Origin of the sequence: Empedobacter sp. 225-1 (assembly GCF_030328185.1) — a bacterium.
Classification (GTDB): domain Bacteria; phylum Bacteroidota; class Bacteroidia; order Flavobacteriales; family Weeksellaceae; genus Empedobacter; species Empedobacter stercoris.
This window is the reverse complement of record NZ_JACALO010000011.1, coordinates 48,946-74,435: the sequence shown is the minus strand read 5'-3', so window position 1 is coordinate 74,435 and position 25,490 is coordinate 48,946. Positions and strand designations below refer to the sequence as shown.

Sequence of the window (25,490 nt, the reverse complement as noted above, 5' to 3'; positions counted from 1 at the left end):
AAATAGAAAAATTAATTAACAATAGAAGAGTAAGAAAGTTTGGCTATATTAGCCCTATCGAAAAACTAAAATCTACTCGGCCAGTTGCACTTATAACTTGAACATGGCGTTTAATATTTTGATGCAATTTCGAATTTTTATTTAAAATGAAGTGTAACACGAATTACAAATGGGATGATTTTTTTTAAGAAGATAAGTAATTTGCTGTACAGGAAAACTAAATCTATTTTAGACAAAGAAGTGTTTTAGTTTTTTTTCAATAGACTATAAATAATCTTTTTTATGCGTGATTTTTTTAAAAATGAAGATGAAAGAAATAATTAAGATTACTATATATAAATTTTCACTAAAATTAAAATAAATTAATAATAGTAAAATTGCAGAAGATATAAATTTAGAGATTTTAGTAACCATTTTTTTTCATTTCTTTAAAGTAAAAGCAATGATATAAATATTTTATAAATAAAAAAAAATCTAAAAGAAGATTTTAAATTATGTATAATTTTATAAAAGCTCCAAATGTTTTACCAGCTATAAAAATCATAATTGCAGACAAAGTAATTAATCCGATTTTCATAAAATTATAATAAACATTTTTTAAGATTGAATTAGTAATCATACAATTTAAGTTAAAATCTGCATAAAGATAATTATTCTTAATAATTTTACTTACACTTTATTTTACATCAAAATATTTAGGTTAAAATATTAATTTTAAAAAGTGAATTTGTAAATTTTATTTCCCAAGACTCTGTTTTATTTTCTTGTAATTTTTAGAACGAATAATTTTTCCTTTGTCTGTAATTAAAAGTGCAGCGTAGTCTTTTTGTTGATTGATCAATTCTAAACCTTTTTCTTTTCCTAAAACCATGATTGAAGTACTGAAACCATTGCACATTTCAGTATCAGGACCAATAACCGTAACGCTTGTTAAGCCTGTAGAAGGATAACCAGTTTTGGGATTGATGATATGTGAATAACGAATTCCGTCAATTAAAATAAATTTTTCGTAATCGCCAGATGTAGTAACAGCAGCATTTTTCATAACTAAAATATCTGCCATTTTAAAGCGTTTGAACGGGTTTGTAATTCCAATTTTCCAAGGTTCACCATTTGGTTGATTTCCCCAAGTTGTCATATCACCAGAAGCATCTATAATACCAGCTTGTATTCCTAAATTTTGCATATAAGTTCGCGCTTTTTGTGCTGCATAGCCCTTTCCTGTTGATCCAAAACCGATTTTCATTCCAGCTTTTTTTAAGAAAATAGTCGAATTTTTTTCATCAAGTAAGATGTTTTGATAACCAACTTTTTCAATCGCTTTTTTGATTTCATTTTCTGTTGGAATTTCTTCCATCGTGCCATCAAATTTCCAAACTTTGTCCATTGCTGCAAAACTAATATCAAAAGCTCCATTGGTAAGTTGAGAAAAATAAATTGCTCTTTTTGTCAATTCAAAAACTTCTCGATCAACTTTTATTGGTTTGATTCCTGCATTTTGATTGACTTGAGAAACCTGTGAAGTTGGTTTCCAATCTGAAATTAATTCTTCGATTCTAATCATTTCATCAATTGCTTTGTTAATATTTTTTTCGGCAGAAATAGAATCTTTATCAACCAAAGTAATTTGAAAACGACTTCCCATCAAAATTGTGTCTCTAACTCCGACCGTTTGAGCATTCGTCGGAATTAGAGCATACAATAGTATAAAAGTGAATATATTTTTTAGAAATGTATTTTTCATTTATGTTGTATTAGGAAAAGTAAAAATAGTTTAAAATTTCGTCTTAGTTCTCGATATAATTCTTGTCAGAATTACTTGAACTGAAGAAACTTAAACGTTATTTCGAGTGTTTGAAGTATTCGATAAAATTTTTCAAAATTATGGAGAAATAAAACGGAACAAATTCTAATAACAATCCGTCAAAAATTGTCCGTTTGCTTTAAATTCTTCAAATGATTTATTTAAATGCTCTTGACAAATTTCCTCTAACACCTTTTCTACATCATGTTGCATGGCTAAAGCCCCACAAACCATAATAATCCCTTTGTTTTGTAAGGTTTCTGCAAAAAACTTAGCATCTCGATGAACTAAATCCATTACATATTGTTTGTTTTCTTCACGAGAAAAAGCGTTGTGATAGCTTGTTAAATGATTTTTTTCAATTTGTTTTTTTGCAAAATCTTGATATCCTTTTGTGGTAGGATTTAAATGTCGAAAACCGGTGTACAAATGTGTTTCAACATTATTTTTGTTCTCATCAATCATTCCAAGAAAAGGCGCAATACCTGTTCCATTTGCAATCATAATGACTTGAGATGCTTTTTTAGGAAAATGAAACGCTTTGTTCTTAACAATTCTTACTTTTATAATTGAATTTTCTTTTAGGTTGTGTAAATATTGAGAACCTAATCCAAATTCATGTAACTTCACAATAAGTTGTAATTTATTCTCGACTTTACCAATCGAATACAAACGCTCACGATGATCATTCGCTGGATAAATAGCCAATAAATCGCCTGATTTAAACTTCTGTTTTGCATCTAAAACTACTGTAAAAGTGGCATCTTCATCGGTAATTTGTGTCGAAGAAATCACCTTTAAATCTTTTAATTTTGGTGCTTTCCCCACATACATGGCTGGCGTTGTGGCTAACGGAATATCCATAGCCTCTTTGTAAGCAATCACCCAATTTGTAAATTCTTCTGGAGATTTATCGTTGATGGTTTTTAAATCCAATAAACGTGTTGCCCACGATTGTTTTTCGAACCATTGATCCACTTTCACCGCGTAGCCACAATAATCGGAGTAAGCTCTTGAACCAAATCCTACGACTGAGAATTTAACCTTTTGTAGTTGAGGATATTGAGTAATTAATTCTTCAAATTTCTTGGCATTCGCGGGCGCATCTCCAATTCCATAAGTGGAAGTAAAAACCACGATATGTTCAGCATTAGGATACGTTTCATATTGATTCATTTGAACCATGAAGGATTTCTTTCCGTTGGCTAAAAATTGTTGATGAATTTTATTCGCAAAACCAACTGTTGAACCATTTTCAGAACCCACTAAAACTACAATTTCAGCTTCATTAGCCTTGAATTTATTCTTTCCGATTTTCGTACGTGTACGTTTTAAGGTAATGGCAAATCCTGTCCAAATAAAGAATAAAATATTAAGTGATGCGATTCCTAAAATTGCAGCCCAAATGACATTGGTACGACCTGTGTGTAAATCGATATTGAATTTTTCCACGACAGCTGAATACGGATGGAATGATTCAGTCATAATTTCACCATTCACTTGATTGATTGTTACACTTTTCTTTCTTAAATGAACAACAAATGGTTCAGCTTCATCATCTGGAATAAAAGGAAATTCGATTCGTTCTACACTACTTAATTTTGTGTTTTGGAAGAATTTGATTTCGCTTAACTCTTTGGCAGGTAAATTTTCTTTGATGGGGTGTTCCACTTCTGTTGGTTGGCCTACTAAAGGTTCTAATCGTGCCAAGAAAATGAATGTTCCTGTTAATCCAATGATCACAATAGGAATTAACAACCAACGTCCGGTTGCCACATGAAAATATTGGGCAAATGAGTCTTTATTGACTTTTGTAAAGAAATTTAAAATTCCGTTTTGGCGTTGAATCACTAAGATTAATCCAGTCACTGAAATTAAAAATAAGATAAAGGAAACGATACCCACAATGGCGCGTCCTGTTTCTTTTAAAAATAATGAGCGGTGTAGGGCAGTGGTCCAATTGATGAAATCACTTTTCGGAACGATTTCTCCAATGTTTTTTCCTGTATGGGGATCGATGTAAGATTGAATAGGATTCCCATCTTCGTCCATAGCATCAATCGTTACAAAATCGTTGTTATCAACTTTTATTTCGATAATTTCAAAATAATTCTCGCGCAATGTCGGAAGAACCTGCGCGAGTGTAATATTTTCAAAATTTTCGACTTTGTAGGCCGGAGATTTCTCATTGATGGCATCAACCGCTAAAATTACTCCTGTCGTGGAAAGGATTAAAAGAAAAGCTGATGATATAAAGGCTAATGCCAAATGGGCATACCTCCAAATCGATAGGATCATTTTACTGAACTTTAATAAAACGTACGGCTTTAATGTATTCTGTTCCTTTAATTCCTGCTTTATTGTCTAATGCCGCAGATGTTAATGCAATTTCAGCATCTTTTACCACGTACTTTTGTGTTTCAACAGCAGATTCAAAACGGATTTTATACCCTTTATTTAATTTCGCTGTATCAAATTCGATCACACGTGTTGCTCTTGCGCCACCTGCCACAGAAGCTCCTGTAATTCCGTTTAATTTTTCTTTTTTCTTTTTATTGAATTTATCCCACTCTTTTAACGTATTATACCATTCATTATCTTTTCCTAAAACTCCTAACGTTTTCTCATATTGTCCTTTTGGATTAATCAAAGAAATTACAATGTAAGCTTCCTTACCTGTATAATTCTCCATCTGAATCATTGTTTTATACTTCGTTGTTTGAGCGAAAGTGGCAGTAGCCATTAGTATAACTACGACGCTGAATAATTTTTTTATGACGTTAAATTTCATTTTCTGTATTATTTTAAGAAGTCAATCGATACATTATTTTTCTTCAAGAATTCGTTTTGAGCAGCTAATTCGTAAGCTGTTTCTTCAAATTCTGTTTTTAAATTTTTTTGAGCACCCGCACCAATTAAAGTTTTTAAGATTTGATCATCTTTAGCAATTAAAGCTGCTTTATGTAAAGCTGTATTCCCGTCTTCGTCTTGTGCATTAATATTTACTCCTAATTCAATTGCTTTCTTTACTAAAGCGTTATCACCTTTATCTACGGCTAAATGCAATAATGTCGAACCTTTTTGTTGAGTGGCTTTAAAATCTATCTTCGCCTTTGCTAATATTTCTTGTTTTTGTGCAAATGTTTCATCATTTGGTTTGAAAAAATTGAACCAATATGATGCTAAATTATTACCTTCTTTATCCTTGATATCCGTTTTTGCACCTTTATCGATTAATAAAGTTACGATTTCAGGAGTTCCAGATGCTACCGCCTTTGTCAAAGCCGATTCTCCATTAGAGTTTACAGCATTAACATTGTTAGATTTTGATAAGAATAAATTGATTAAATCGGTGTTTTTTCCGGCAGCAGCCACCATTAATGCGGTGTTGCCTGCTTTATCTACTACTTTAACATCAGCTCCTTTCGAAATTACATAATTGATGATTTCTGAATTTCCACGACGAGATAAGGCGTGTAATAATGATTGTCCTTGAGGGTTTAGAGCTTTTGGATTTAATTTATATTTTTCAACTAAAGTTTTGAAAATTTCGACTCCATTTTCTTTCATTCTAGAGCCTTGCGCTGCGAAAAATAAAGCTTGATCTGTAGGTTTTACACCTTTAGCAGCTAATAAATCTAAGATTTCTAAATTTCCAACTTTCGTAGAATAGTCAGCTACTGTACGTCCGAATTTATCTTTCTCCGTTAATGAAATACCTTTAGAAACAAAGTATTCTGCAATTTTTAAATCCGTATCATTTGCGATAGACTCCATAATGATGTTTGTACCATCCTCGTTTTTTACTTTAGGATTAGCACCTGCTTTGATTAAGGCATCATAAACCGCTAAATTCTTGTTTCCAGCACTTGCTGCGTATGTAATCACATCATCACCGTGGCTGTCTTTGTAGTGAACATCAGAACCTTTTGCGATTAAATAATTGACTAATTCAAGATTTCCAGCTGCAGCAGCCCATTGCAAATAAATGCGAGAATGGTGTGTTTTTTTATCCACAGCATTTCCATCTTGTTCAATTAAAAATTTTAAAACATCAAAATCTGCTTTATTATTTATCGCTATCACCACAGGATCAAAAAATCCTGCATTTTGCTGCGAAGGACTGTTTCCTTTTCCAATTTCTGCTTTTACAGTTTCAACTGATGGTTTGTTTTTCCAAAAACCTGCATCCATTAAAGTGTTGGTTTGCGCTTGTAAAAAAGAAGCGATTAATACGGCAACTGTGATGAATAACTTTTTCATATCTAGCGTTTATCTTATCTATTATTATTTAGACCAATTTTAATTTGATGTCAAAAGTAAGACTTTATTTATAATAATTCTAAATTTTAAAATTAAAATTATGTGAAGGTGCTAAATATCATTTATCATTTAAAATGAATTTGGAGAATTTATAATTGAATCCTCTTAACAAGAATTGAATGAATCTGTTTTGAAAAAAAATGTAAATTTTTATTCAAATAAGTAAAGGATTCCTATTTCGTTACAGATTTGCATTTTACTTTTGACGTATCATATTCAAACGACTACCATGAAATATATATCATTCTTAAGTTTTCTTCTTTTTTCCATTTGCATCAATGCACAAGTTTCTCCTCCTGGTTTGGGCGATACCAATGGTGCAAGTTGGTTCGCATTAGGAATGAAACAAGATCTGAATGAAAAGATAGAATCAATGACGTATGTTGGATTAGGTTTAAAGAGTGATGAAGAGAATTACAACATTACATCAAAGCCAGCAATCATTGTGATAAATCAAGAATTTTATCACCAATTGGATAAACATTGGAAAGTGTCTTATGCCTTAAGTTATCGTAAACAAATGGAATATTCGATGGATGATGATATCGAAAACATATCGACACAAAATGAAATGAGAATTTATGGACGTGTGGCGTATTCTACTTCAATAGGGAAAGTCAAATTAACACAAACGGTACGACAAGAAGCTCGTAAATTTGTCGATCATCACTGGAAAAATACGGATGAACCTATACAATTGCGTTCTCGTTTAAAATCACAAATTTCAGTTCCGATTGATTTAGAAAATCATCATACGATTACAGGAGGTGCAGAAATTCTTTTTGCAACGAATAAACATAATTTATCCAAGGAATGGAGTCGTTTTAAATATAAAGAATCACGTTTTACCTTGTTTTATACTTTTAGACCACAGAACACTCCGTTGGCTATCAGTTTAGGATATATGAATAATTTAATTGAAAAAAATGCTACGCATAGCACACATTATGCTTCCATAGATATTACATGGGAAAATCCATTCAAAATATTTTCATAAAAAAACCTCATCCTGATAGATGAGGTTTTTTCTAATTTATTCCGGTCGTCTTGGACCATTTTCTCTTGATTTTAAAACGTTTTCCACGTCTTCTAATTTGAATCCTTTCGCTTTTAGTAAAATCAAATAGTGATACATCAAATCGGCAGCTTCACCTAAGAATAAATCGTCGTTATTGTCTTTCGCTTCGATAACAATTTCTACGGCTTCTTCTCCGACTTTCTGCGCCACTTTATTGATTCCTTTATTGTATAACTTATAGGTGTACGAATCTTTATCTTCTGCTAAATCGATTCGATCGTTAATCGTTTGTTCTAATTCATAAACAAATCCACGATTCGAAATTTCGTTGAAACACGTTGTAGAACCTGTATGACACGTTGGTCCATATGGTTTTGCTTTGATTAGAATTGTGTCGTTATCACAATCAATTGCAATCGATTTTACTTCAAGGAAGTTTCCCGATTCTTCGCCTTTTGTCCATAATCTGTTTTTTGAACGTGAGAAGAAAGTAACTTTCCCACTTTCTTGTGTTTTGTTAAACGCTTCTTCGTTCATATAACCTAACATCAACACTTGATTGTTTAGGTAATTTTGAATAATAACTGGAACTAATCCATCATTACTTTTTGTGAAATCGATATTCATCGTATCGGTATATTTTGTTCTTTTAAATAATTTTTAAGCATAGGTATTGGAACTTCACCAAAATGAAAAATACTTGCAGCCAAAGCGCCACTTGCTTTTGTTTGGGTAAAAACTTCTGTAAAATGTTCTATTTTTCCAGCTCCTCCCGAAGCAATCACCGGTAGATTTACAGCATCAGCCACCGCTTTCGTAATATCTATTTTGAAACCTGTTTTTGTTCCGTCACCATCCATTGAGGTTAGTAGAATTTCACCAGCTCCTAGTTCTTCCACTTTCTTTACCCAATCTAATGTTTTCCACTCGGTTTCAATTTTTCCACCGCTGACAAACACTTTTTGCGTTCCATTGACGTCGCGAGTATCTACTGCGACCACCACACATTGGGATCCAAAACGAGAGGCTAAATCAGCCACCAATTGAGGATTTTTTACCGCAGAAGAATTCACAGAAACTTTATCCGCACCTGCTTGAATTACAGCCGAAGCATCTTCTACCGAATTGATTCCGCCACCCACCGTAAATGGAATATTAATCGCTGCCGCAATTTTTTCGACCATTTCAGCTAAGGTTTTGCGTTTCTCAAGCGTCGCTGTAATATCCAAAAATACCAATTCGTCAGCGCCTTCTTCTACATATTTCTTGGCTAATTCCACCGGATCTCCCGCATCGCGTAATCCTTCGAAATTAACTCCTTTTACTGTTCTTCCATCTTTAATGTCGAGACAGGGGATGATTCTTTTTTTTAACACGTTCTAAGGTTTTTATGTGTTTAAGTGACTAGGTGATTAAGAGATTAAGTGGTTTAGTTTCAAAACCTAAAAACTTACCAACTTACCCCCTTTACCACTTTCTAACCGATAAACTGTACCAAATCCTTTAACTGAATACGACCTTCGTAAATTGCCTTTCCTAAAATCGCTCCTTCGCAACCTAATTCTTTTACTTTAATTAAATCGTCGATGGAAGAAACGCCTCCAGATGCAATTAATTTAACGTCTGCAGCAGCTAAAATTTCTGCATACAAGTCGTTTGATGTTCCTTGTAACATACCATCTTTTGCGATGTCTGTACAAATTACATAATCAATTCCTTTTGCTTTGTATTCTTGGATAAAATCAATTACATCTAATTCAGAAGTTTCTAACCAACCGTGCGTCGCAATTTTACGATCTTTAGCATCTGCTCCTAAAATGATTTTTTCGCTTCCGTATTGCGCAATCCATTCTTGAAATAACGTCGGATTTTGAACGGCAATACTTCCACCTGTAATTTGATTCGCACCACATTCAAAAGCAATTCTGATATCATCATTAGCTTTAATTCCACCACCAAAATCCACTTTTAAATTGGTTTTAGAAGCAATTAATTCTAATGTTTTATAGTTGATGATTTGCTTTGATTTGGCTCCATCTAAATCCACTAAGTGTAAATATTCGATTCCGTAATCTTCGAATTCTTTCGCCACTTCTAATGGGTTTTCGTTGTATATTTTTTTTGTATCGTAATCGCCTTGTGATAATCGAACGCATTTTCCGTCGATAATATCTATAGCTGGGATGATTCTCATTTCTTTAAATTTTAAGTGTTTATGTTTTTAAGTGTTTCAGTTATTATGTTTTTAAGTGTTTAAGTTATTGTGTTTTTAAGTGTTTCAATTATTATGTTTGTAAGTTTTTTAGTTATTGTGTTCTTCAATTAATGGGGATTAACTTTTGAACATAAAATTTTACAACTTAATAACCTTATCACTTCATAACTGACAAACTATAAAGACAAAAAGTTCTTCAAAATCTGTTCTCCAATTCCAGCTGATTTTTCTGGATGAAATTGAGTCGCGTAAAAATTATCTTTATTTAAAGCCGCTGAATATTCTAGAATATAGTTGGTTTTCGCAATCGTATATTCTGAATTCTCACAATAAAAACTGTGAACATAATAGATGTCCGAGTTTTCTTCGATTCCGTTAAACAAAGACGTTTTTAAGTCATAAATGGTATTCCATCCCATATGTGGAACGATTTCCGTTGATGGAAATAATTTCACTTGAATGGGAAAAATTCCTAAACACTCTGTATTTCCTTCTTCCGAAAAAGCACACATCAATTGCTGACCTAAACAAATTCCTAACGTTGGTTGTTTTAAGTTTTGGATGATTTTATCTAATCCTTTTTCTTTTAGATAAGTCATGGCCGAACTCGCTTCTCCCACACCTGGAAAAATGACTTTGTCTGCATTTTGCAAGGTTTCAAAATCATCTGTAATTACCGCTTCGTAACCCAAACGAGTTACGGCATTGTAAACCGATTTTACATTTCCTGCGTTATATTTTACTATTGCTATCATATTATTTGAGTGGTTAAGTTTTTATGTTGATAAGTGTTTACGTTTGTAAGTTAATTTGTGGTTGGATTTTAAGTCTTAAACCAACAAATAACTTTATCACTTCATAACTTTACAACTTAAAAATTATTACAAAAGTCCTTTTGTTGATGGTAAAATCATTTTTTCTGGATCACGTTTTACCGCCACTTTAATCGCTTTCGCAAACGCTTTAAAAATCGCTTCGATTTTGTGGTGTTCGTTTGTTCCTTCCGCTTTGATATTTAAGTTCGATTTTGCACCGTCTGTAAACGATTTAAAGAAGTGATAGAACATTTCTGTTGGCATTTGACCAATCATTTCGCGTTTAAATTCCGCTTCCCAAACCAACCAGTTTCTTCCTCCAAAATCAATTGCCGCTTGCGCTAAACAATCATCCATTGGTAAAGTGAAACCATAGCGCTCGATCCCTAATTTATTTCCTAACGCTTGAGCAAAAACTTCACCTAACGCAATGGCTGTATCTTCAATTGTGTGGTGTTCGTCCACTTCTAAATCACCGTCCACCTTAATCACTAAATCCATTTGCCCGTGACGCGCAATTTGATCTAACATATGATCGAAAAAGTGGATTCCAGTCGAAATATCTGATTTCCCTGTTCCGTCTAAGTTTAAATCGATTTTAATATTTGTTTCGTTTGTGTTACGAACAATAGAAGCCGTACGATTTTGTAATTTTAAGAATTCGTAAATCTCTTTCCACGATGTTGTTTTTAATGCAATCGCTTCGTTTAAACCTTCGTTATCGTTGATTTCGTCTGCTCCTAATGCTTCGTCATTTGCAATAAAAATTCCTTTTGCTCCTAAATTCTGAGCTAATTTCACATCGGTAATTCGGTCTCCGATTACAAACGAATTTGCTAAATCGTATGCCGGATTGTTGATGTATTTAGTTAACATCGCAGTTCCAGGCTTGCGTGTCGGTGCATTTTCGTGTGCAAAAGTTTTATCGATGAAAATTGCTGAAAATTTTACTCCTTCGTTTTCAAATGCTTTTACTACGAAATTTTGAATCGGCCAGAATAATTCTTCAGGATTTGCCGGTGTTCCTAAACCATCTTGGTTCGTTACCATCGCTAATTCGTAATCCAATTCTTTGGCAATTTTCCCTAAATAAGTAAATGTTTCTGGATAGAATTCTAATTTCTCAAAGCTGTCCACTTGGTAGTCGGCTGGTTCTAGAATTAGGGTTCCGTCTCTATCTATAAAAAGTATTTTTTTCATTTTTTAGTTTGTAAGTGATTAGGTGATGAAGTTTTTAAGTTATTTACTTTTGATATGTTTAATATAACCTGTAATCATTTTTCCAACTTCTTCACTTTTACTAATCAATATTTTGTATTCTTTTTCAGTTATATATTTCAAATCTCTAGAAAGTAAAAAGTAATACTTCAGTTCTTCTAAAGATGTATCCGAAATGTTATAAAAATGTATTTGATGAGCTTTCGTTTGTTTTTTATATCCTTCAACAATGTTTGCCGGAACAGAAACTGCACAACGTTTCATTTGACTCGATAAAGCAAAAATCTCTGATTTAGGAAATTTATCGACTGTTTTATACACTTCTAAAACTAGTTGATGCGCTTCTTTCCATAAATTTAAATCATAAACTAGGCCCATATTATTTGGTTTTAAGGTTTGATAGATATTAAGTTAAGGAAAATGTTTTTAAGTTGGTCAGTAGGTGTGTTATTAAGTTTGTAAGTTGTTTAGTTTGTATGTTTTTAAGTTGTACGGTTAGTAAGTTTTTAAGTTAGTAAGTTTAAATATTTAATAATCAGAGATAAAACCAACTTAGACACTCTACCACATAAACACTTAATCACTTACTAACTTAACCCCTTAAGTACTTGTACCAACTTCCCATTTTCCTCTTCCGTTCCAACAGTAATTCTCAAACAATTCTTACATAAATCGTCATTGTTACGGTTACGGATGACAATTCCTTTTTCAACCAATTTGTCGTAACGCTCGTTGGCATTATCCACTTTGATTAAGATAAAATTCGCATCACTTGGATAGATTTTTTCGACAAAAGAAATCTCCGTTAACGCATTTTCTAAAACTTCTTTTTGTTGAACAATCGTATTTGTTGCTGCTACCACTTTTTCGTAATCGCTTAAAATTTCAATCGCTTTTAATTGTGTCAATTGATTGATGTTATAAGGCGGTTTAATTTTATTTAAGACCTCTACAATTTCTTGAGAGGCATATAAAATTCCTAAACGAATTCCGGCTAAACCAACAGCTTTTGATAAAGTTTGCGTAACAATTACGTTTGGATAATTGTTGATCTCTTCGATCCAAGATGGTTCAGTTGCGAAATCAATATAGGCTTCATCGATAATTACCAATCCGTTGAAACTATTTACAATTTCTAAAATCGCTTCTCTTTTAATGATTTCTCCTGTTGGATTATTAGGTGAACACAAGAAAATCATTTTTGTATTTTCATCCACTTTCGAGAAAATATCTTCGATGTTGGGTTGAAAATCTGATTCGTTTAATAAGGATTTGCGGTATTCCACAGCGTTTAAATTGGCCAAAAAGATGTACATTCCGTAAGAAGGTGAAATCGCGATGACGTTATCTTGATTCGGTTCGCAAAACGCACGAAAAATTAAATCCAAAACTTCGTCGCTTCCATTGCCTAATAAAATCTGATCAGTAGGAAAATTTTTAATTTCACTTAAAATCGATTTTACTTTGCGTTGAAAAGGATCTGGATAGCGATTTAAACCATTGTTGAAAGGATTTTCGTTGGCATCTAAGAAAACGAAATCGTCATTAATATCTTGAAATTCGTCGCGCGCAGATGAATACGCTTTCATTGCTTTTACGTTGGGACGAATGATGTTATTTATGTTGAACATTTTATTTTAAGTTATTAAGTGTTTATGTTGACAGGTTTTTAAGTTGTTAAATGCTTATTTTGTTAGGTTTTTAAGTTATTTATACCGCAATTCTAAACCACTTAAAAACTTACTCACTTATCAAATTATTTCAAGTCTAATAATCTTAGCGTCACCGCATTTTTGTGTGCAAATAATTCTTCAGCCTCAGCCATTAATTCGATGGCCGGACCAATATTTAGAATTCCTTCTGCTGTCAATTTTTGAAACGTAATTTTCTTGATGAAACTATCTAAAGAAACTCCAGAATAATTTTTCGCATACCCATTTGTTGGCAAGGTATGATTGGTTCCGGAAGCATAATCTCCAGCCGATTCGCACGAATAGTTTCCTAGGAAAACAGAACCGGCATTGATGATATTTGGAATATAATCTTCAGCTGTTTCGCAAGCGAAAATTAAGTGCTCTGGTGCATAAATATTAGAAAAAGCTATACATTCTTCAATTGAATTAAGAACAATTCCTCTCGAATTTTCTAAAGCTTTTGCTGCTAATTCTCTTCTTGGTAAAAGTTCTATTTGAGATTGTAATTCAACAATTGTTTCTTTTAAAGTTTGCTGATTAGTTGTCAATAAAATCACTTGTGAGTCGATGCCGTGTTCAGCCTGAGAAAGTAAATCTGCTGCGACATATTTCGGAACCGAAGTTTCATCTGCGATTACTAAAACTTCGCTTGGACCCGCAGGCATATCGATTGCTACACCAAAATTTTGCGCAACTTGTTTGGCTGCCGTTACATATTGGTTTCCTGGACCGAAAATTTTATCCACTTTCTGAATCGTTTCTGTTCCAAAAGTTAATGCGCCAATGGCTTGAATTCCGCCAACTTTATATATTTTATCAATTCCGATTAAGTTGGCTGTATATAAAATCGCTGGGTGAATTTTACCTTCTTTGTTTGGAGGCGTACATAAAATAATGTTTTCGCATCTGGCTAATTTTGCAGGAATTCCTAACATCAAAGTAGTTGAAAATAATGGAGCTGTTCCACCTGGAATGTAGATTCCGACATTTTCGATTCCGCGTGATTCTCTCCAACAATTAACACCTTTAGTCGTTTCAATTACTTTAATTTCTTCGCGTTGTACGGCGTGAAATTTCTCGATGTTTGAAGCTGCTAATTGAATCGCTTTTTTTAAATCGTCCGAAATTAAAGCTTTGGCTTCTTCCATTTCTTCAACTGAAACTTCTAAGGAAGTTAATTGAACTTTATCGAATTGTTCGGTAAAGTCAATTAAGGCCTGATCTTTATCCAATTGAATTTTACCAAAAACATTTAAAACGAATTTTTGTAAATCTTGCGCTTCTTTCGTTGGGCGAGAAGTTAAAGCTGACCAATCTGAAAGTTGTGGGTTTATATAAGTTTGCATCTTTTTTAGTTTTTATGTTATAAAGTGTTTAAGTTTATAAGTCTTTAAGGTTTGTAAGTGTTTTTTATTCTTTATATAAATAACTACTTATGAACTTAACAACTTAAGCACATCAACACTATAAAATCATTTTCTCAATTTCCAATACTAAAATACCTTCAGCACCAGCAGCTTTTAATTGCTCGATGATGTCCCAAAAGGTATCTTCGTTAATCACCGAATGTACACTACTCCATCCTGATTCTGAAAGAGGCATAACTGTTGGCGATTTTAGAACTGGAAGAATATTACTTACCATTTCTATTTTATCGTTTGGAACATTCATTAAAATATACTTTGACTTTCTAGCTTTAAGAACAGATTCAATTCTAAACTGTAGTTTTTTTAATAGAGAAAATTTATCAAAATCGAGATTCTCACTAGAAATTAAAATAGCTTCGCTTTTGAGAATAGTTTCAAACTCTTTTAAATTATTTTTAAATAAAGTGTTTCCAGAAGAAACAATATCTACAATTGCGTCTGAAAGTCCAATGCTTGGTGCAATTTCTACAGAACCAGAAATTTCATGAATTTCGATATTTATATTTTTTGACTTAAAGAAGTTTAAAACCGTATTTGGATAAGAAGTAGCAATTTTTTTGTTCTCAAAATCATTTAAAGAATTGTATTGCGAAGATTTTGGAACAGCTACCGATAGTCTACATTTAGAAAAACCTAACTTTTGAAGAACAGGTAATTCCATCTCATTTTCTATTAATAAATTCTCACCTATTATGGCACAATCTACTACACCATCTTTAACATATTGAGGAATATCAGAGTTTCTTAAGAAGAAAATTTCTAATGGAAAGTTGCGAGCTTGTACACGAAGTTGATCAATACCATTATCAATTGAAACACCACAATCTTTAAGTAACTTAAGACTATCTTCGTTTAATCGTCCTGATTTTTGAATGGCTATTTTTAATGTATTCATTTTATTTTATATTTATAGGAGTACATCAAAAAAGCTAAAAAAAAGAAAACCCGTTTGATGTACTCAAACGGGATTTAGATATATTATTTGGCACAAGTCCATATCACAATCAGCTCGCTTGAGTGCAAGTATGATGGTGATGATGATGGAACTGAACTGTGTACATAATTTCTTTTTGTTGAGACAAATTTATAAAGGATATTTTAATTAGCAATGAAATTTTTAATGTTTAGAAAAAATAATTAAGAAGAATCTCATTTCTAATGTTATATTTTAAAATTTATAGTAATTAGGTTTTATTTTCTAAATATTTACTTTTTTATAAATTTTTGAATTGATTGGGAGTTGTCTGTATTAATGTTGATAAGATATACCCCATTTGACAAATGATGAATATCGATTTTATTGGAATCTTGTTGATTTAAAATTATTTTACCTGTTAAATCTGTAACGGTAACGGTTTTTATTTTTTCTGTAGTATTAATATTAATGTATGTTGAAGATGGATTTGGATAAATAGAAATAGGATTCTTGTTATTCTCTGTTAATCCTAAATTTTCTAAATCAATAATAGTTACATTATCTACAAAAAAACTTGAACCATAATTATCAAAACTAAAATCTACTTCGGTAATATCTTTATTCACATCATCTATAATTGTTTCTTGAATTTTTACATGATCTAAATAGTAAATAACTTTTTTTGCATTTAAATCGACTTCAGCTTTCACATTGTACCATTTTTTAGGTGTCCATGTACCAACTGTTACACTATTTTTCATGTGTTTGTATGCAATTTCTCCATCAAAGTAAAATATCAAACCACCAACCAAATCGAACTCATTGTTTTCGTTATAAAAGCCTAACATTTCATAATTTGAATTTTCAGTTTTCTCCAAATAAACATCAGCAGAAATAGTGTATTTACGATACTTTGCAATTGGATAAGCGATTCCACCCCAATTTCCTTCTTCTACTTCATCATTTATAACATATACAGAATTCGTTCCTTTGCTCGAAATTGTATTATTGACTTTAGAATTTTCATCAGAAACATATTCCCAATTGAACCAGTTTTTTTTGGTTGTTTAGATTTCCGATTGAAAAACCTTCAGATTCTTCAAAAGAAATATTTTGGTTTTGAGCATTAACATTTAATGATAATAGGGTTAAAGCCCCAACTAGTAAATTTTTCTTCGTATAAAATATTGTTTAATTAGCTGGCAAATATGATAATTTTATTTGAGTATAATTAAGGGGATTTTGTAAATAATCGTTAAGAATTTTGATGAAGTGGTTTGACATCAAAAACTTTATTTTATTTTTGTAGAGATTTATGTTAGAAAAGAAAGAAGCACAATACGAAAAGGTCGTTTTAGTTGGATTGATTACACGCGAACAATCCGAAGAAAAACTGACTGAATATATGGATGAATTGGAGTTCTTGGCGTATACAGCAGGAGCTACAGTTGGTGAACGTTTCACTCAAAAAATGGATCGTCCTGATTCTAAATTTTTTGTAGGAAGCGGGAAATTAGATGAAATTGCTGCATTTGTAGAGCAATATGACATTGATACAGTAATTTTTGATGATGAATTAACTCCTTCTCAGCTAAAAAATATTGAGAAAGTTGTCAATAAAAAAATTATTGATAGAACACAATTGATTCTGGATATTTTTGCACAAAGAGCGCAAACTTCTTATGCAAGAACTCAAGTAGAATTGGCTCAATACCAATATTTATTACCTCGTTTAACACGAATGTGGACGCACTTGGAGCGTCAGCGAGGTGGAATTGGAATGCGTGGTCCTGGAGAAACGGAAATCGAAACTGATAGACGTATTATTCGTGATCGTATTACATTACTGAAAGAAAAATTGAAAGGAATAGACAAGCAAATGGCGACTCAACGTAAAAATCGTGGTGCATTGGTGCGCGTAGCGTTGGTTGGTTATACCAATGTTGGAAAATCGACGTTGATGAATGTTTTGTCGAAGTCAGAAGTTTTTGCAGAAAACAAGTTATTTGCAACATTAGATACAACAGTTCGTAAAGTAGTGATTGGTAATTTACCTTTCTTGTTAACGGATACGGTTGGGTTTATTCGAAAATTGCCAACACAATTGGTAGAATCCTTTAAGTCGACATTGGATGAGGTTCGTGAAGCAGATTTATTGGTTCATGTCGTCGATATTTCACATGCAAGTTTTGAAGATCATGTTAATTCAGTGAATCAAATTTTAGCTGAAATTGATTCGAAAGAGAAGCCAACGATTATGGTTTTTAATAAAATTGATAATTTTTCTTATACGAAACAAGATGAAGATGATTTGTCTGAAAAGAAATTTGAAAACTATTCGTTAGAAGATTGGAAACGAACTTGGATGGCAAAAACGGATTATCCGACATTGTTTATTTCTGCTACAGAAAAAGATAATTTAGAAGAATTACGAAAAACGGTTTATGAAGAAGTAAAAGAACTTCACATGAAACGTTTTCCTTACAATAATTTCCTTTTTCAGTATTATGATGAGGAAGAAGAGAGTGATTTGGAAGAATAATATAAAAAAAGATGGATTTATAAAATCCATCTTTTTTGGTTAAAGTATAATTTGTTTAAAACCTTTTTCTTGTAATTCGAAAAGATAAATAAATGCATTTGGTGTTGTTTGCACAAACTCTAAATATTGAGATTTATTTACACCTAATTTATTCATTGCAAATTCGCACGAAGTAAACTTAATTCCAGCTGCATTCGCTTTTTTCATCATTTCTTTTAGCTCATTATCTTCTGCTATATCCTTAACAGCAGCAGCAATCATCACAATTTCAAATGTTGATTTCGGATTGTTCTTTAACATTTCCTGACCAGTCATAATCGATGACATCAACATCATTTTGTTTTGTACCATAATTGCATATTTACCTTTCTTTTTCAGTTGGTACGATTGTTCAATTTGGTTGTTTTCAAGTTGTGTTGTGTTGGCTTGTGCTGTGAAAGTAGTTGCAAAAGCAAGCATAAAAACTATCTTCTTCATTTTTTTCTATTTACAATTAATTCAAAGGTAGGGTTTCGTTCCTTTTTTCGTTGTAACAAAAGTTACAGGCAATCAATTCAAAAAAATGTATCAGTTTTTTTGTGTTTACTTTAGAATTTTTTCATGTTATAACATGAAATTAAAATAGCTAATAGGTTTAAAGCAAAAAAAATCCTCTCATTTTTTTGAGAGGATTTCTTTATTATAATATTACATGACCTAATTTCGTCAATTTTTGATGATCCAAAAGTTTGATTTTTCGACCTTCAACTTCTATCAATTCATCTGTTTTAAATTCAGAAATTAATCGAATTGCAGATTCTGTTGCTGTTCCAATTAAATTTGCCATTTCTTCACGTGTTAAAGAAATATTGATGAAACCATCTTTATCAGTACCTAATTTGCCTTCTAATAAAATTAAAACTTCTGCCAATCGTTCGCGAACCGTTTTTTGAGCTAAATATGTAATTGTACGTGCATATTCTCCTAAATCTTTTGCGATTCGTTGTAGAATATTGAAGGCTAATTTTGGATTAATTTCCAGTAATTTTAAGAAGAATTTTTCTGGAATGTAATAAATTTCAATCGCAGTCATCGCAGTTGCAGATGCACCAAAAACTTCTTGACTTAAAATTGAACGATATCCTATGATGTCACCTTCGTTGATAAAGCGTAAAATTTGTTCTTTTCCGTTGAAACCAATCTTAAAAAGTTTTGCTGTCCCTTTCATCACACAGTAAATACCTTTTGGCGTATTTCCTTCCTGGATGATTTCGTCACCTTTTTTTAGATTCAAGATTTTTTTCTCTTGCTCGAACTCCAACAATTCTTCTTTACTAAAAACCCCAAAAGACTCTGGGTTATCAAACATCGCTTTAATCGATACTACATTCTCATTAAACTCTGACATATCTTATTGTTATGACTTAATTCATACAAAGTTAACGTTAATTCTGATAAAAGGAAAGTAATTTTGTAAAATAGTATGGAAGAGAATTGTTTTCACTGTGGTCAACGGATTGAAGAAGAGGTTATTCAGTTCGATGAAAAGGATTTTTGTTGTCAGGGTTGTAAAACGGTTTACGAGATTTTAAACGTAAATAACTTGAAAGATTATTACGATCTTAATCGTAATGCAGGTTTGCGTCCTGATGGAAAAAGTAATCATCAATTTGATTTCTTAAACACAAAAGAAATCTTTGATAAAGTTGTAGATTTTTCTGATGATGGCGTTACAGTTGTCTCCTTTTATGTACCTGTAATGCACTGTACTTCCTGTGTTTGGTTGTTAGAGAGTTTGGATACAATCAACCCAAATATCATTTCTTCTAATGTTAATTTTACTCAAAAAACTGTTCAGATTACTTATCGAGATGCGAATTTGAAATTAGGAGATTTAGCACGATTAATTACAAATCTTGGGTACAAACCATCTATTAATCTAAAAACATTAGATAAAAAGAATAAAAGCAAAGTCGATCGCTCTTTGGTGAGTAAATTGGTAATTGCAGGTTTCTGTTTTGGAAATATAATGCTTCTATCGTTCCCTGAATATGTAGAGGTTTTTGGAGAAGTAAAAGAACAATGGTTAGAAGAAAATAAAGGATATTTCCGCTGGACTATGTTCGCGTTGTCTTTGCCTGTTTTCTTTTATTCTTCTACTGATTACTTTGTTTCTGCTTGGCAAGGTTTGAAAAATAAATACATCAATATCGATGTACCTATAGCTTTGGGGATAATCGTGATTATGTTCAAATCTACTTATGATATCATTTTCGATATTTCGCCCGGTTATTTCGATACATTAGCAATGTTATTGTTTTTGATGTTAACAGGAAAATGGTTTCAGCAACAAACGATGCAAGCGTTAGCATTTGATAGAGATTATAAGTCATTTTACCCTATTGCAGTTGCGAAGTTAGAAGATGGATATGAACAACCTATTTTGTTGGCTGATTTAAAAAAAGGTGATCGAATATTAATCAGAAATGAAGAAATCATCCCAGCTGATGCTATTTTAATGAAAGGAGAAGCGATGATCGATAACTCGTTTGTGACAGGAGAAGCGCGTTTGATTCCTAAAAAAGCTGGAGATAAGATATTTGCAGGAGGTAAGCAGTCTGGTCATGCCATCGAATTAGAAATTATTTCGGATGTTAATCAAAGTTATTTAACCCAACTTTGGAACAATGATGCTTTTCAAAAAGAAGAATCAGAATTAAATGCATTAACCAATAAGATTAGTCATTATTTTACGTTAATTATTCTGATTATTACAGCAATTTCAGCTGTTTATTGGTATTATCACGATTCTTCTAAAATTTTAGAAGTAGTCACATCTATTCTTATTATTGCCTGTCCTTGTGCGTTAGGATTGTCCTCGCCGTTTATTTTGGGACATATGATGCGTATTTTCGGTAACAAAAAGTTTTATGTAAAAAACACATCGACTGTAGAAAGAATGGAAAAAATTACGGATGTAGTTTTTGACAAGACTGGAACAATTACAGAAAGTGACGAAGCGCAAGTACAATACGAAGGAAAAGAATTATCCGATTATCAGAAACAATTGGTAAAAGCATTAATCAGAAATTCAAATCACCCGCTTAGTCGTACGTTGTATAAAAAACTAAATGTTGACGATCATTTGCCGATTTCTAATTACGAAGAAATAGTTGGGAAAGGTCAACAAGCAGAAGTAGATGGGCGTCAATTAAAAGTTGGGTCGAGAAGTTTTACCAATGCAATTTTTAATGAAAATAGATTAAATCAATCTCAAGTTTTTATATCAATTGATGGAGAAGTTTTTGGTAAATTTGTCTATACAAATCGATACCGAAAAGGATTGGATGGTATATTGAAAGAGTTGGATGCATATCAATTGCATGTTTTGTCAGGGGATAATGATTCTGAAAAAGAATATTTAGAAACGATTTTTCCATCAAATGCAAAATTGATTTTTAATCAATCACCAACGGATAAATTAGAATACATCAAACAATTGGAAGAAGATGGAAAAAAAGTGATGATGCTTGGAGATGGATTAAATGATGCTGGAGCTTTGAAACAAAGTACAGTTGGGATTTCAATCTCTGAAGATATTAACAGTTTTTCACCTTCATGTGACGGAATTTTGGATGCGAGAAGTTTTTCGGCTATTCCAAACTTTTTGAAATTAGCAAAGACAACAATGAAATTTGTAAAAATTGCATTTTTTATTAGTTTCTTATACAATATAGTTGGGCTTAGTTTTGCCGTTTCTGGATATTTACAACCAGTCGTAGCAGCGATTTTAATGCCAATAAGTTCTATTTCAGTGTTAATTTTTGCTACGGCAAGCACACGAATTGCAGATAAAATAACGAAATGGAATTTAGACTGATTTTAAATTACGTATATACATACTGCTCTGACCAAAATCATTGTGATAAGAACTTAGGGCTTTGTAATTTTGTGGAGCTATGGGGATATTATTATTAATGATATTGGTTAGTGTCTCTTTGGGGGCAATTTTCCTTCTATTATTCTTTATGGGATATAAAAAGGGACAGTTTGACGAAGATGAATCTCCAGCAGTGAGAATGTTAAAAGATGATAAAAAAACACAAGATAAAATCGACTCATAATGCAAATGCAGACTTTTAGTTACGACAATAAGATCGTAAAGTATTTCCTTTATGCCACATTGTTTTGGGCAGTTATGGCATTTTTCTTTGGAGTATTGGTTGCAACTTTGTTGTTTTTTCCTACGTTACCAGAATACATCTTCGGATCGGATGATGGTACAATTGGAGGAAATATTCAAGGTTTAATCAACTCGCAAGGAACACTTGGTTTTGGTAGGTTAAGAATGATACACACAACTTTCGCGGTATTCGCCTTTGTTGGTAACTCGTTCTTTACCGGAGCTTATTATTCAATGCAAAGATTGTTGAAAACCAGAATGTACAGCGACGTTTTAAGCTGGATCGTTTTCTGGGGATGGCAATTATTTATTGTATTATCATTTGTTACATTTATCTTAGGATACAACACTTCTAAAGAGTATGCTGAGCATGAATGGCCAATTGATATTTTAATCGCGCTAGTTTGGGTGTTGTTCGGAGCACAAATGTTCTTAACAATTGCTAAACGTCGTGTACGTCACTTGTACGTAGCTATTTGGTTCTACATCGGAACTTGGGCAGCTATTACAATGCTACACGTATTTAATAACTTAGAAATTCCAGTGACTTTTAGCTTAACAGCTCCAAAGTCTTACTCATTATATTCTGGAGTTCAAGACGCGTTAGTGCAATGGTGGTACGGACACAATGCTGTAGCATTCTTCTTAACAACTCCTATTTTAGGATTAATGTATTACTTTGTACCAAAAGCAGCAAATAGACCTGTATTCTCATACAAGTTATCTATTGTTCACTTCTGGTCATTGATTTTCATTTATATCTGGGCTGGACCTCACCACTTGCTTTATACAGCATTACCAGGTTGGGCACAAGCTTTAGGAACAGGATTCTCTATCATGTTAATCGCTCCATCTTGGGGAGGTATGTTAAATGGTTTATTAACATTACGTGGTGCATGGGATAAAGTAAGAGAAAATCCAATCTTGAAATTCTTCGTAGTTGCTTTAACTTGTTATGGTATGGCTACCTTCGAAGGACCGTTATTAGCAACAAAAACTTTAAATAAAATTGGTCACTTTACAGACTGGGTTCCTGCTCACGTACACGTAGGTACTTTAGGATGGAATGGATTTATCGCTTTTGGTATGATCTATTACTTAGTACCAAAGTTATTTGGAACTAAATTAGCATCTGTCAAGATGGCAAATGCACACTTCTGGATTGGTACTTTCGGTATCTTATTCTGGGTAATTCCTATGTATGTTGCAGGTTGGACACAAGGTTTAATGTGGAAACAATTCGCAGCTGACGGAACATTAGAATATGGTAACTTCTTACAAACAGTTACAATTCTTAAACAATGGTTATATCCATTACGTGCATTTGGAGGAACATTATATTTGATTGGATCAATTTTAATGGTTATTAATGTTTGGAAAACTGTAAAATCAGGAAGCTTTATTGCGAATGAAGAAGCAGAAGCTCCTGCATTAGCACCAAAAACAGCTTCACGTACACAAGGAGAAGGAGTACACTCTTGGATAGAAAGAACTCCTATCGTTTTAACAATCGGAGCTGTATTAACTTTAGCTGTTGGTGGTTTAGTAGAGATTGTACCTACAATTGTAGTAAAATCTAACGTACCTACAATTTCAAGTGTCAAACCATATACACCTTTAGAGTTAGAAGGGCGTGATTTATATATTAGAGAAGGTTGTAACGCTTGTCACACTCAGATGATTCGTCCGTTTAGAGACGAGGTAAAACGTTATGGAGAATACTCTAAAGCAGGAGAATTTGTTTACGATTATCCATTCTTATGGGGATCAAAAAGAACAGGTCCAGACTTGCACCGTGAAGGAGGTAAAAATCCAGATGCTTGGCATTACAAACACATGTGGAATCCACGTTCTACATCAGACGGATCTATCATGCCTCGTTACCCATGGTTAATCGAAAATAAATTAGACCGTGAGTTAACGCGTGATAAAATGAAATCTATGGTTGCATTAGGAGTTCCTTATGAACAAGAAGATTTTGATAGTATGCAAGTTTCTATGAACAAACAAGCATTAGCGATCGAAACAAGTATCTTTAAAGATGCTAATGATTTGAAAGACTTATATGCTAAAAAAGAAGCTGAAGCTAAAGCTGAAGGAAAAGAGTTTGTTCCGTTAAGAGACCGTGAGATTACTGCATTAATTGCGTATTTACAACGTTTAGGAACAGATATCAGTGCTGAACAAGTAGAGACAGCGAGTAACTAATGTTAAAATATTATAAAGAATTCCTTTCTCAGTATGAGTATGCATCTTTGTTGCAGACATTAATCCTAATAGGATTTATGGCAATCTTTATAACAGTATTTGTTAAGGTTATGAAAAAACCAAAAGATTTTTATAAAGATAACGAGTCTGCAGCTTTAGATTTAGAACCAGAAGAGAACGAAAAAAATAATACAAAATGAGACAACGTACCCCGGCCTATATATTTATCCCATTAACGCTATTAGCTATAATCTTAGCGTTTACAATGGTTACGCCAGTAGATGTGGTGCCAGAACCAGGTTTTCAAGGAATGGTAAACAATTTACTTGAACATTTAAAACATGTGTTCGCACAAGGAATTTTCTGGGCAGTATTAGCAATTGCAACGGTAATGCTTTTAATTATTAATGCTTTGAACAAAGTAATCGAAGCAGAAAGATTCAAAAGATTATCAGAAGTAGAACAAGCACAGTATTTAGAAGAAGGAAAAATAGGTTATTTCAAACGCTTATTTAGTTCAGCTGCTAAAAAACAATCTGATAAAGAAGAAGAGTCTATCATCTTAGATCATGGTTTTGACGGAATCAAAGAGTTAGACAATGCTTTACCACAATGGTGGTTATCATTATTCTATTTCGGTATTGTATTTATGGTTGTTTATGTAATGGCATATAGTTTTACAGACTTCGCTCACATGGACAAAGAATACGAAGAAGAAATGGTTTATAAAGATAAAGTGGATAGTATTTGGGCAGTTCAAAATGATATTGACATCACAGGTGCTATTGATAAATCGAATGATCCAGCGATTGTAGAACAAGGAAAAAAATTATTCGATCAAAACTGTACTCAATGTCACATGCAAGATGGTATTGGAGGTATTGGACCAAACTTAACAGATGATTACTGGGTGAATCATGTTGAAGATAGTTTATTCAAAAATATCTATCACATTATTTATGATGGATCTCCACAAAATCCTCAGATGCGTGCATTCGGACAACGTAAAGAGTTATCTGGTTTAGCAATCGAGAAAATTGCTTCTTATGTGTACTACATCAACCAAAAAGAAGCTACTAAGACAGTTGCTGAAGGTGCAGCTGCTCCACAAGGAGATTTAGTAGAATCTTGGAAGCAAAAGTAATTAA

General features: G+C 32.6%; 23 protein-coding genes. 7 read left to right on the top strand and 16 right to left on the bottom strand.

Features of this window, described 5'->3' with window-relative positions; genetic code table 11:
• Positions 1–736: 736 nt before the first annotated feature.
• From HX088_RS05035 to HX088_RS05020, 4 genes are all read right to left on the bottom strand, one after another.
• Positions 737–1,744 carry an FAD:protein FMN transferase gene (locus HX088_RS05035; RefSeq protein ID WP_286483594.1) on the bottom strand — a complete coding sequence of 336 codons (1,008 nt, stop codon included), beginning with the start codon at positions 1,742–1,744 and terminating at the stop codon, positions 737–739.
• Positions 1,745–1,909: 165 nt separating this feature from the next.
• The gene (locus HX088_RS05030; RefSeq protein ID WP_286483593.1) at positions 1,910–4,102 is read right to left on the bottom strand and encodes a PepSY domain-containing protein; all 2,193 of its coding nucleotides are present in this window, start codon (positions 4,100–4,102) and stop codon (positions 1,910–1,912) included.
• Between the two features lies 1 nt (position 4,103).
• Positions 4,104–4,547, bottom strand: coding sequence for a DUF2271 domain-containing protein (locus HX088_RS05025; protein WP_394369884.1), 444 nt, complete (start codon positions 4,545–4,547; stop codon positions 4,104–4,106).
• Between the two features lie 56 nt (positions 4,548–4,603).
• Positions 4,604–6,067, bottom strand: coding sequence for an ankyrin repeat domain-containing protein (locus HX088_RS05020; protein WP_286483592.1), 1,464 nt, complete (start codon positions 6,065–6,067; stop codon positions 4,604–4,606).
• A 289-nt stretch (positions 6,068–6,356) separates the two neighbouring features.
• On the opposite strand from HX088_RS05020, the gene HX088_RS05015 reads away from it, so the two are divergent.
• Positions 6,357–7,124: a DUF2490 domain-containing protein gene (locus HX088_RS05015; protein ID WP_260541859.1), complete on the top strand. Its 768-nt coding sequence runs from the start codon at positions 6,357–6,359 to the stop codon at positions 7,122–7,124.
• Between the two features lie 36 nt (positions 7,125–7,160).
• Here the strand turns inward: HX088_RS05015 and hisIE are convergent, their stop codons facing one another.
• The 10 genes from hisIE to HX088_RS04965 form a co-directional block, all read right to left on the bottom strand.
• Positions 7,161–7,772, bottom strand: coding sequence for a bifunctional phosphoribosyl-AMP cyclohydrolase/phosphoribosyl-ATP diphosphatase HisIE (hisIE, locus tag HX088_RS05010; RefSeq protein ID WP_260541860.1), 612 nt, complete (start codon positions 7,770–7,772; stop codon positions 7,161–7,163).
• Entirely contained in the window at positions 7,769–8,521 is a 753-nt protein-coding gene (gene hisF, locus HX088_RS05005) for an imidazole glycerol phosphate synthase subunit HisF (RefSeq protein WP_260541861.1), read from the bottom strand. The genes hisIE and hisF overlap by 4 nt, the downstream gene beginning before the upstream one ends.
• Positions 8,522–8,622: 101 nt before the next feature.
• Positions 8,623–9,339, bottom strand: coding sequence for a 1-(5-phosphoribosyl)-5-[(5-phosphoribosylamino)methylideneamino]imidazole-4-carboxamide isomerase (hisA, locus tag HX088_RS05000; protein WP_286483591.1), 717 nt, complete (start codon positions 9,337–9,339; stop codon positions 8,623–8,625).
• A 197-nt stretch (positions 9,340–9,536) separates the two neighbouring features.
• Positions 9,537–10,115 carry an imidazole glycerol phosphate synthase subunit HisH gene (gene hisH / locus HX088_RS04995; RefSeq protein WP_260541864.1) on the bottom strand — a complete coding sequence of 193 codons (579 nt, stop codon included), beginning with the start codon at positions 10,113–10,115 and terminating at the stop codon, positions 9,537–9,539.
• Between the two features lie 126 nt (positions 10,116–10,241).
• Positions 10,242–11,375, bottom strand: coding sequence for a bifunctional histidinol-phosphatase/imidazoleglycerol-phosphate dehydratase HisB (gene hisB / locus HX088_RS04990; protein ID WP_260541866.1), 1,134 nt, complete (start codon positions 11,373–11,375; stop codon positions 10,242–10,244).
• 39 nt (positions 11,376–11,414) lie between these two features.
• Positions 11,415–11,771 (bottom strand): four helix bundle protein, encoded by a 357-nt coding sequence (locus HX088_RS04985; protein WP_260541867.1) that lies wholly within the window; start codon positions 11,769–11,771, stop codon positions 11,415–11,417.
• Between the two features lie 209 nt (positions 11,772–11,980).
• Complete coding sequence (gene hisC / locus HX088_RS04980; RefSeq protein WP_260541868.1) at positions 11,981–13,024, bottom strand: histidinol-phosphate transaminase; 1,044 nt, start codon at positions 13,022–13,024, stop codon at positions 11,981–11,983.
• A gap of 125 nt (positions 13,025–13,149) precedes the next feature.
• Positions 13,150–14,433 (bottom strand): histidinol dehydrogenase, encoded by a 1,284-nt coding sequence (gene hisD / locus HX088_RS04975; RefSeq protein WP_260541869.1) that lies wholly within the window; start codon positions 14,431–14,433, stop codon positions 13,150–13,152.
• A gap of 118 nt (positions 14,434–14,551) precedes the next feature.
• A complete protein-coding gene (gene hisG / locus HX088_RS04970) occupies positions 14,552–15,409 on the bottom strand; it encodes an ATP phosphoribosyltransferase (protein ID WP_260541870.1) in 858 nt (285 codons plus the stop codon).
• Positions 15,410–15,720: 311 nt separating this feature from the next.
• Positions 15,721–16,278, bottom strand: a complete 558-nt coding sequence (locus tag HX088_RS04965; RefSeq protein WP_260541871.1) for a T9SS type A sorting domain-containing protein — start codon at positions 16,276–16,278, stop codon at positions 15,721–15,723.
• Positions 16,279–16,745: 467 nt separating this feature from the next.
• Here HX088_RS04965 and hflX point away from each other — a divergent pair, with 467 nt between their 5' ends.
• Entirely contained in the window at positions 16,746–17,972 is a 1,227-nt protein-coding gene (hflX, locus tag HX088_RS04960) for a GTPase HflX (protein WP_284583152.1), read from the top strand.
• Between the two features lie 39 nt (positions 17,973–18,011).
• On the opposite strand, the gene HX088_RS04955 is transcribed toward hflX, so the two are convergent.
• Both HX088_RS04955 and HX088_RS04950 read right to left on the bottom strand, forming a co-directional pair.
• On the bottom strand, positions 18,012–18,449 hold the full coding sequence (locus tag HX088_RS04955) for a DsrE family protein (RefSeq protein WP_171623840.1): 438 nt from the start codon (positions 18,447–18,449) through the stop codon (positions 18,012–18,014).
• Between the two features lie 202 nt (positions 18,450–18,651).
• On the bottom strand, positions 18,652–19,359 hold the full coding sequence (locus tag HX088_RS04950) for a Crp/Fnr family transcriptional regulator (RefSeq protein ID WP_171623841.1): 708 nt from the start codon (positions 19,357–19,359) through the stop codon (positions 18,652–18,654).
• Positions 19,360–19,434: 75 nt separating this feature from the next.
• Between HX088_RS04950 and HX088_RS04945 the strand changes: the two genes are divergently transcribed.
• The 5 genes from HX088_RS04945 (at position 19,435) to HX088_RS04925 (ending at position 25,486) form a co-directional block, all read left to right on the top strand.
• On the top strand, positions 19,435–21,831 hold the full coding sequence (locus HX088_RS04945) for a heavy metal translocating P-type ATPase (RefSeq protein WP_286483590.1): 2,397 nt from the start codon (positions 19,435–19,437) through the stop codon (positions 21,829–21,831).
• A 79-nt stretch (positions 21,832–21,910) separates the two neighbouring features.
• Positions 21,911–22,075, top strand: coding sequence for a cbb3-type cytochrome oxidase assembly protein CcoS (ccoS, locus tag HX088_RS04940; protein WP_171623843.1), 165 nt, complete (start codon positions 21,911–21,913; stop codon positions 22,073–22,075).
• Positions 22,075–24,342 (top strand): cytochrome-c oxidase, cbb3-type subunit II, encoded by a 2,268-nt coding sequence (gene ccoO, locus HX088_RS04935; protein WP_171623844.1) that lies wholly within the window; start codon positions 22,075–22,077, stop codon positions 24,340–24,342. The genes ccoS and ccoO overlap by 1 nt, the downstream gene beginning before the upstream one ends.
• A gap of 77 nt (positions 24,343–24,419) precedes the next feature.
• Entirely contained in the window at positions 24,420–24,542 is a 123-nt protein-coding gene (locus tag HX088_RS04930) for a hypothetical protein (RefSeq protein ID WP_262891593.1), read from the top strand.
• Positions 24,539–25,486: a cbb3-type cytochrome c oxidase N-terminal domain-containing protein gene (locus tag HX088_RS04925; RefSeq protein WP_188319281.1), complete on the top strand. Its 948-nt coding sequence runs from the start codon at positions 24,539–24,541 to the stop codon at positions 25,484–25,486. The genes HX088_RS04930 and HX088_RS04925 overlap by 4 nt, the downstream gene beginning before the upstream one ends.
• Positions 25,487–25,490: the final 4 nt, after the last annotated feature.

What these genes read in the sequence shown, in the direction of transcription:
- HX088_RS05035 (WP_286483594.1), bottom strand. Translation starts at nt 1,744, where the DNA reads ATGAAAAATACATTTCTAAAAAATATATTCACTTTTATACTATTGTAT.
- HX088_RS05030 (WP_286483593.1), bottom strand. Translation starts at nt 4,102, where the DNA reads ATGATCCTATCGATTTGGAGGTATGCCCATTTGGCATTAGCCTTTATA.
- HX088_RS05025 (WP_394369884.1), bottom strand. Translation starts at nt 4,547, where the DNA reads ATGGCTACTGCCACTTTCGCTCAAACAACGAAGTATAAAACAATGATT.
- HX088_RS05020 (WP_286483592.1), bottom strand. Translation starts at nt 6,067, where the DNA reads ATGAAAAAGTTATTCATCACAGTTGCCGTATTAATCGCTTCTTTTTTA.
- HX088_RS05015 (WP_260541859.1), top strand. Translation starts at nt 6,357, where the DNA reads ATGAAATATATATCATTCTTAAGTTTTCTTCTTTTTTCCATTTGCATC.
- hisIE (WP_260541860.1), bottom strand. Translation starts at nt 7,772, where the DNA reads ATGAATATCGATTTCACAAAAAGTAATGATGGATTAGTTCCAGTTATT.
- hisA (WP_286483591.1), bottom strand. Translation starts at nt 9,339, where the DNA reads ATGAGAATCATCCCAGCTATAGATATTATCGACGGAAAATGCGTTCGA.
- hisH (WP_260541864.1), bottom strand. Translation starts at nt 10,115, where the DNA reads ATGATAGCAATAGTAAAATATAACGCAGGAAATGTAAAATCGGTTTAC.
- hisB (WP_260541866.1), bottom strand. Translation starts at nt 11,375, where the DNA reads ATGAAAAAAATACTTTTTATAGATAGAGACGGAACCCTAATTCTAGAA.
- HX088_RS04985 (WP_260541867.1), bottom strand. Translation starts at nt 11,771, where the DNA reads ATGGGCCTAGTTTATGATTTAAATTTATGGAAAGAAGCGCATCAACTA.
- hisC (WP_260541868.1), bottom strand. Translation starts at nt 13,024, where the DNA reads ATGTTCAACATAAATAACATCATTCGTCCCAACGTAAAAGCAATGAAA.
- hisD (WP_260541869.1), bottom strand. Translation starts at nt 14,433, where the DNA reads ATGCAAACTTATATAAACCCACAACTTTCAGATTGGTCAGCTTTAACT.
- hisG (WP_260541870.1), bottom strand. Translation starts at nt 15,409, where the DNA reads ATGAATACATTAAAAATAGCCATTCAAAAATCAGGACGATTAAACGAA.
- HX088_RS04965 (WP_260541871.1), bottom strand. Translation starts at nt 16,278, where the DNA reads ATGTTAGGCTTTTATAACGAAAACAATGAGTTCGATTTGGTTGGTGGT.
- hflX (WP_284583152.1), top strand. Translation starts at nt 16,746, where the DNA reads ATGTTAGAAAAGAAAGAAGCACAATACGAAAAGGTCGTTTTAGTTGGA.
- HX088_RS04955 (WP_171623840.1), bottom strand. Translation starts at nt 18,449, where the DNA reads ATGAAGAAGATAGTTTTTATGCTTGCTTTTGCAACTACTTTCACAGCA.
- HX088_RS04950 (WP_171623841.1), bottom strand. Translation starts at nt 19,359, where the DNA reads ATGTCAGAGTTTAATGAGAATGTAGTATCGATTAAAGCGATGTTTGAT.
- HX088_RS04945 (WP_286483590.1), top strand. Translation starts at nt 19,435, where the DNA reads ATGGAAGAGAATTGTTTTCACTGTGGTCAACGGATTGAAGAAGAGGTT.
- ccoS (WP_171623843.1), top strand. Translation starts at nt 21,911, where the DNA reads ATGGGGATATTATTATTAATGATATTGGTTAGTGTCTCTTTGGGGGCA.
- ccoO (WP_171623844.1), top strand. Translation starts at nt 22,075, where the DNA reads ATGCAAATGCAGACTTTTAGTTACGACAATAAGATCGTAAAGTATTTC.
- HX088_RS04930 (WP_262891593.1), top strand. Translation starts at nt 24,420, where the DNA reads ATGGCAATCTTTATAACAGTATTTGTTAAGGTTATGAAAAAACCAAAA.
- HX088_RS04925 (WP_188319281.1), top strand. Translation starts at nt 24,539, where the DNA reads ATGAGACAACGTACCCCGGCCTATATATTTATCCCATTAACGCTATTA.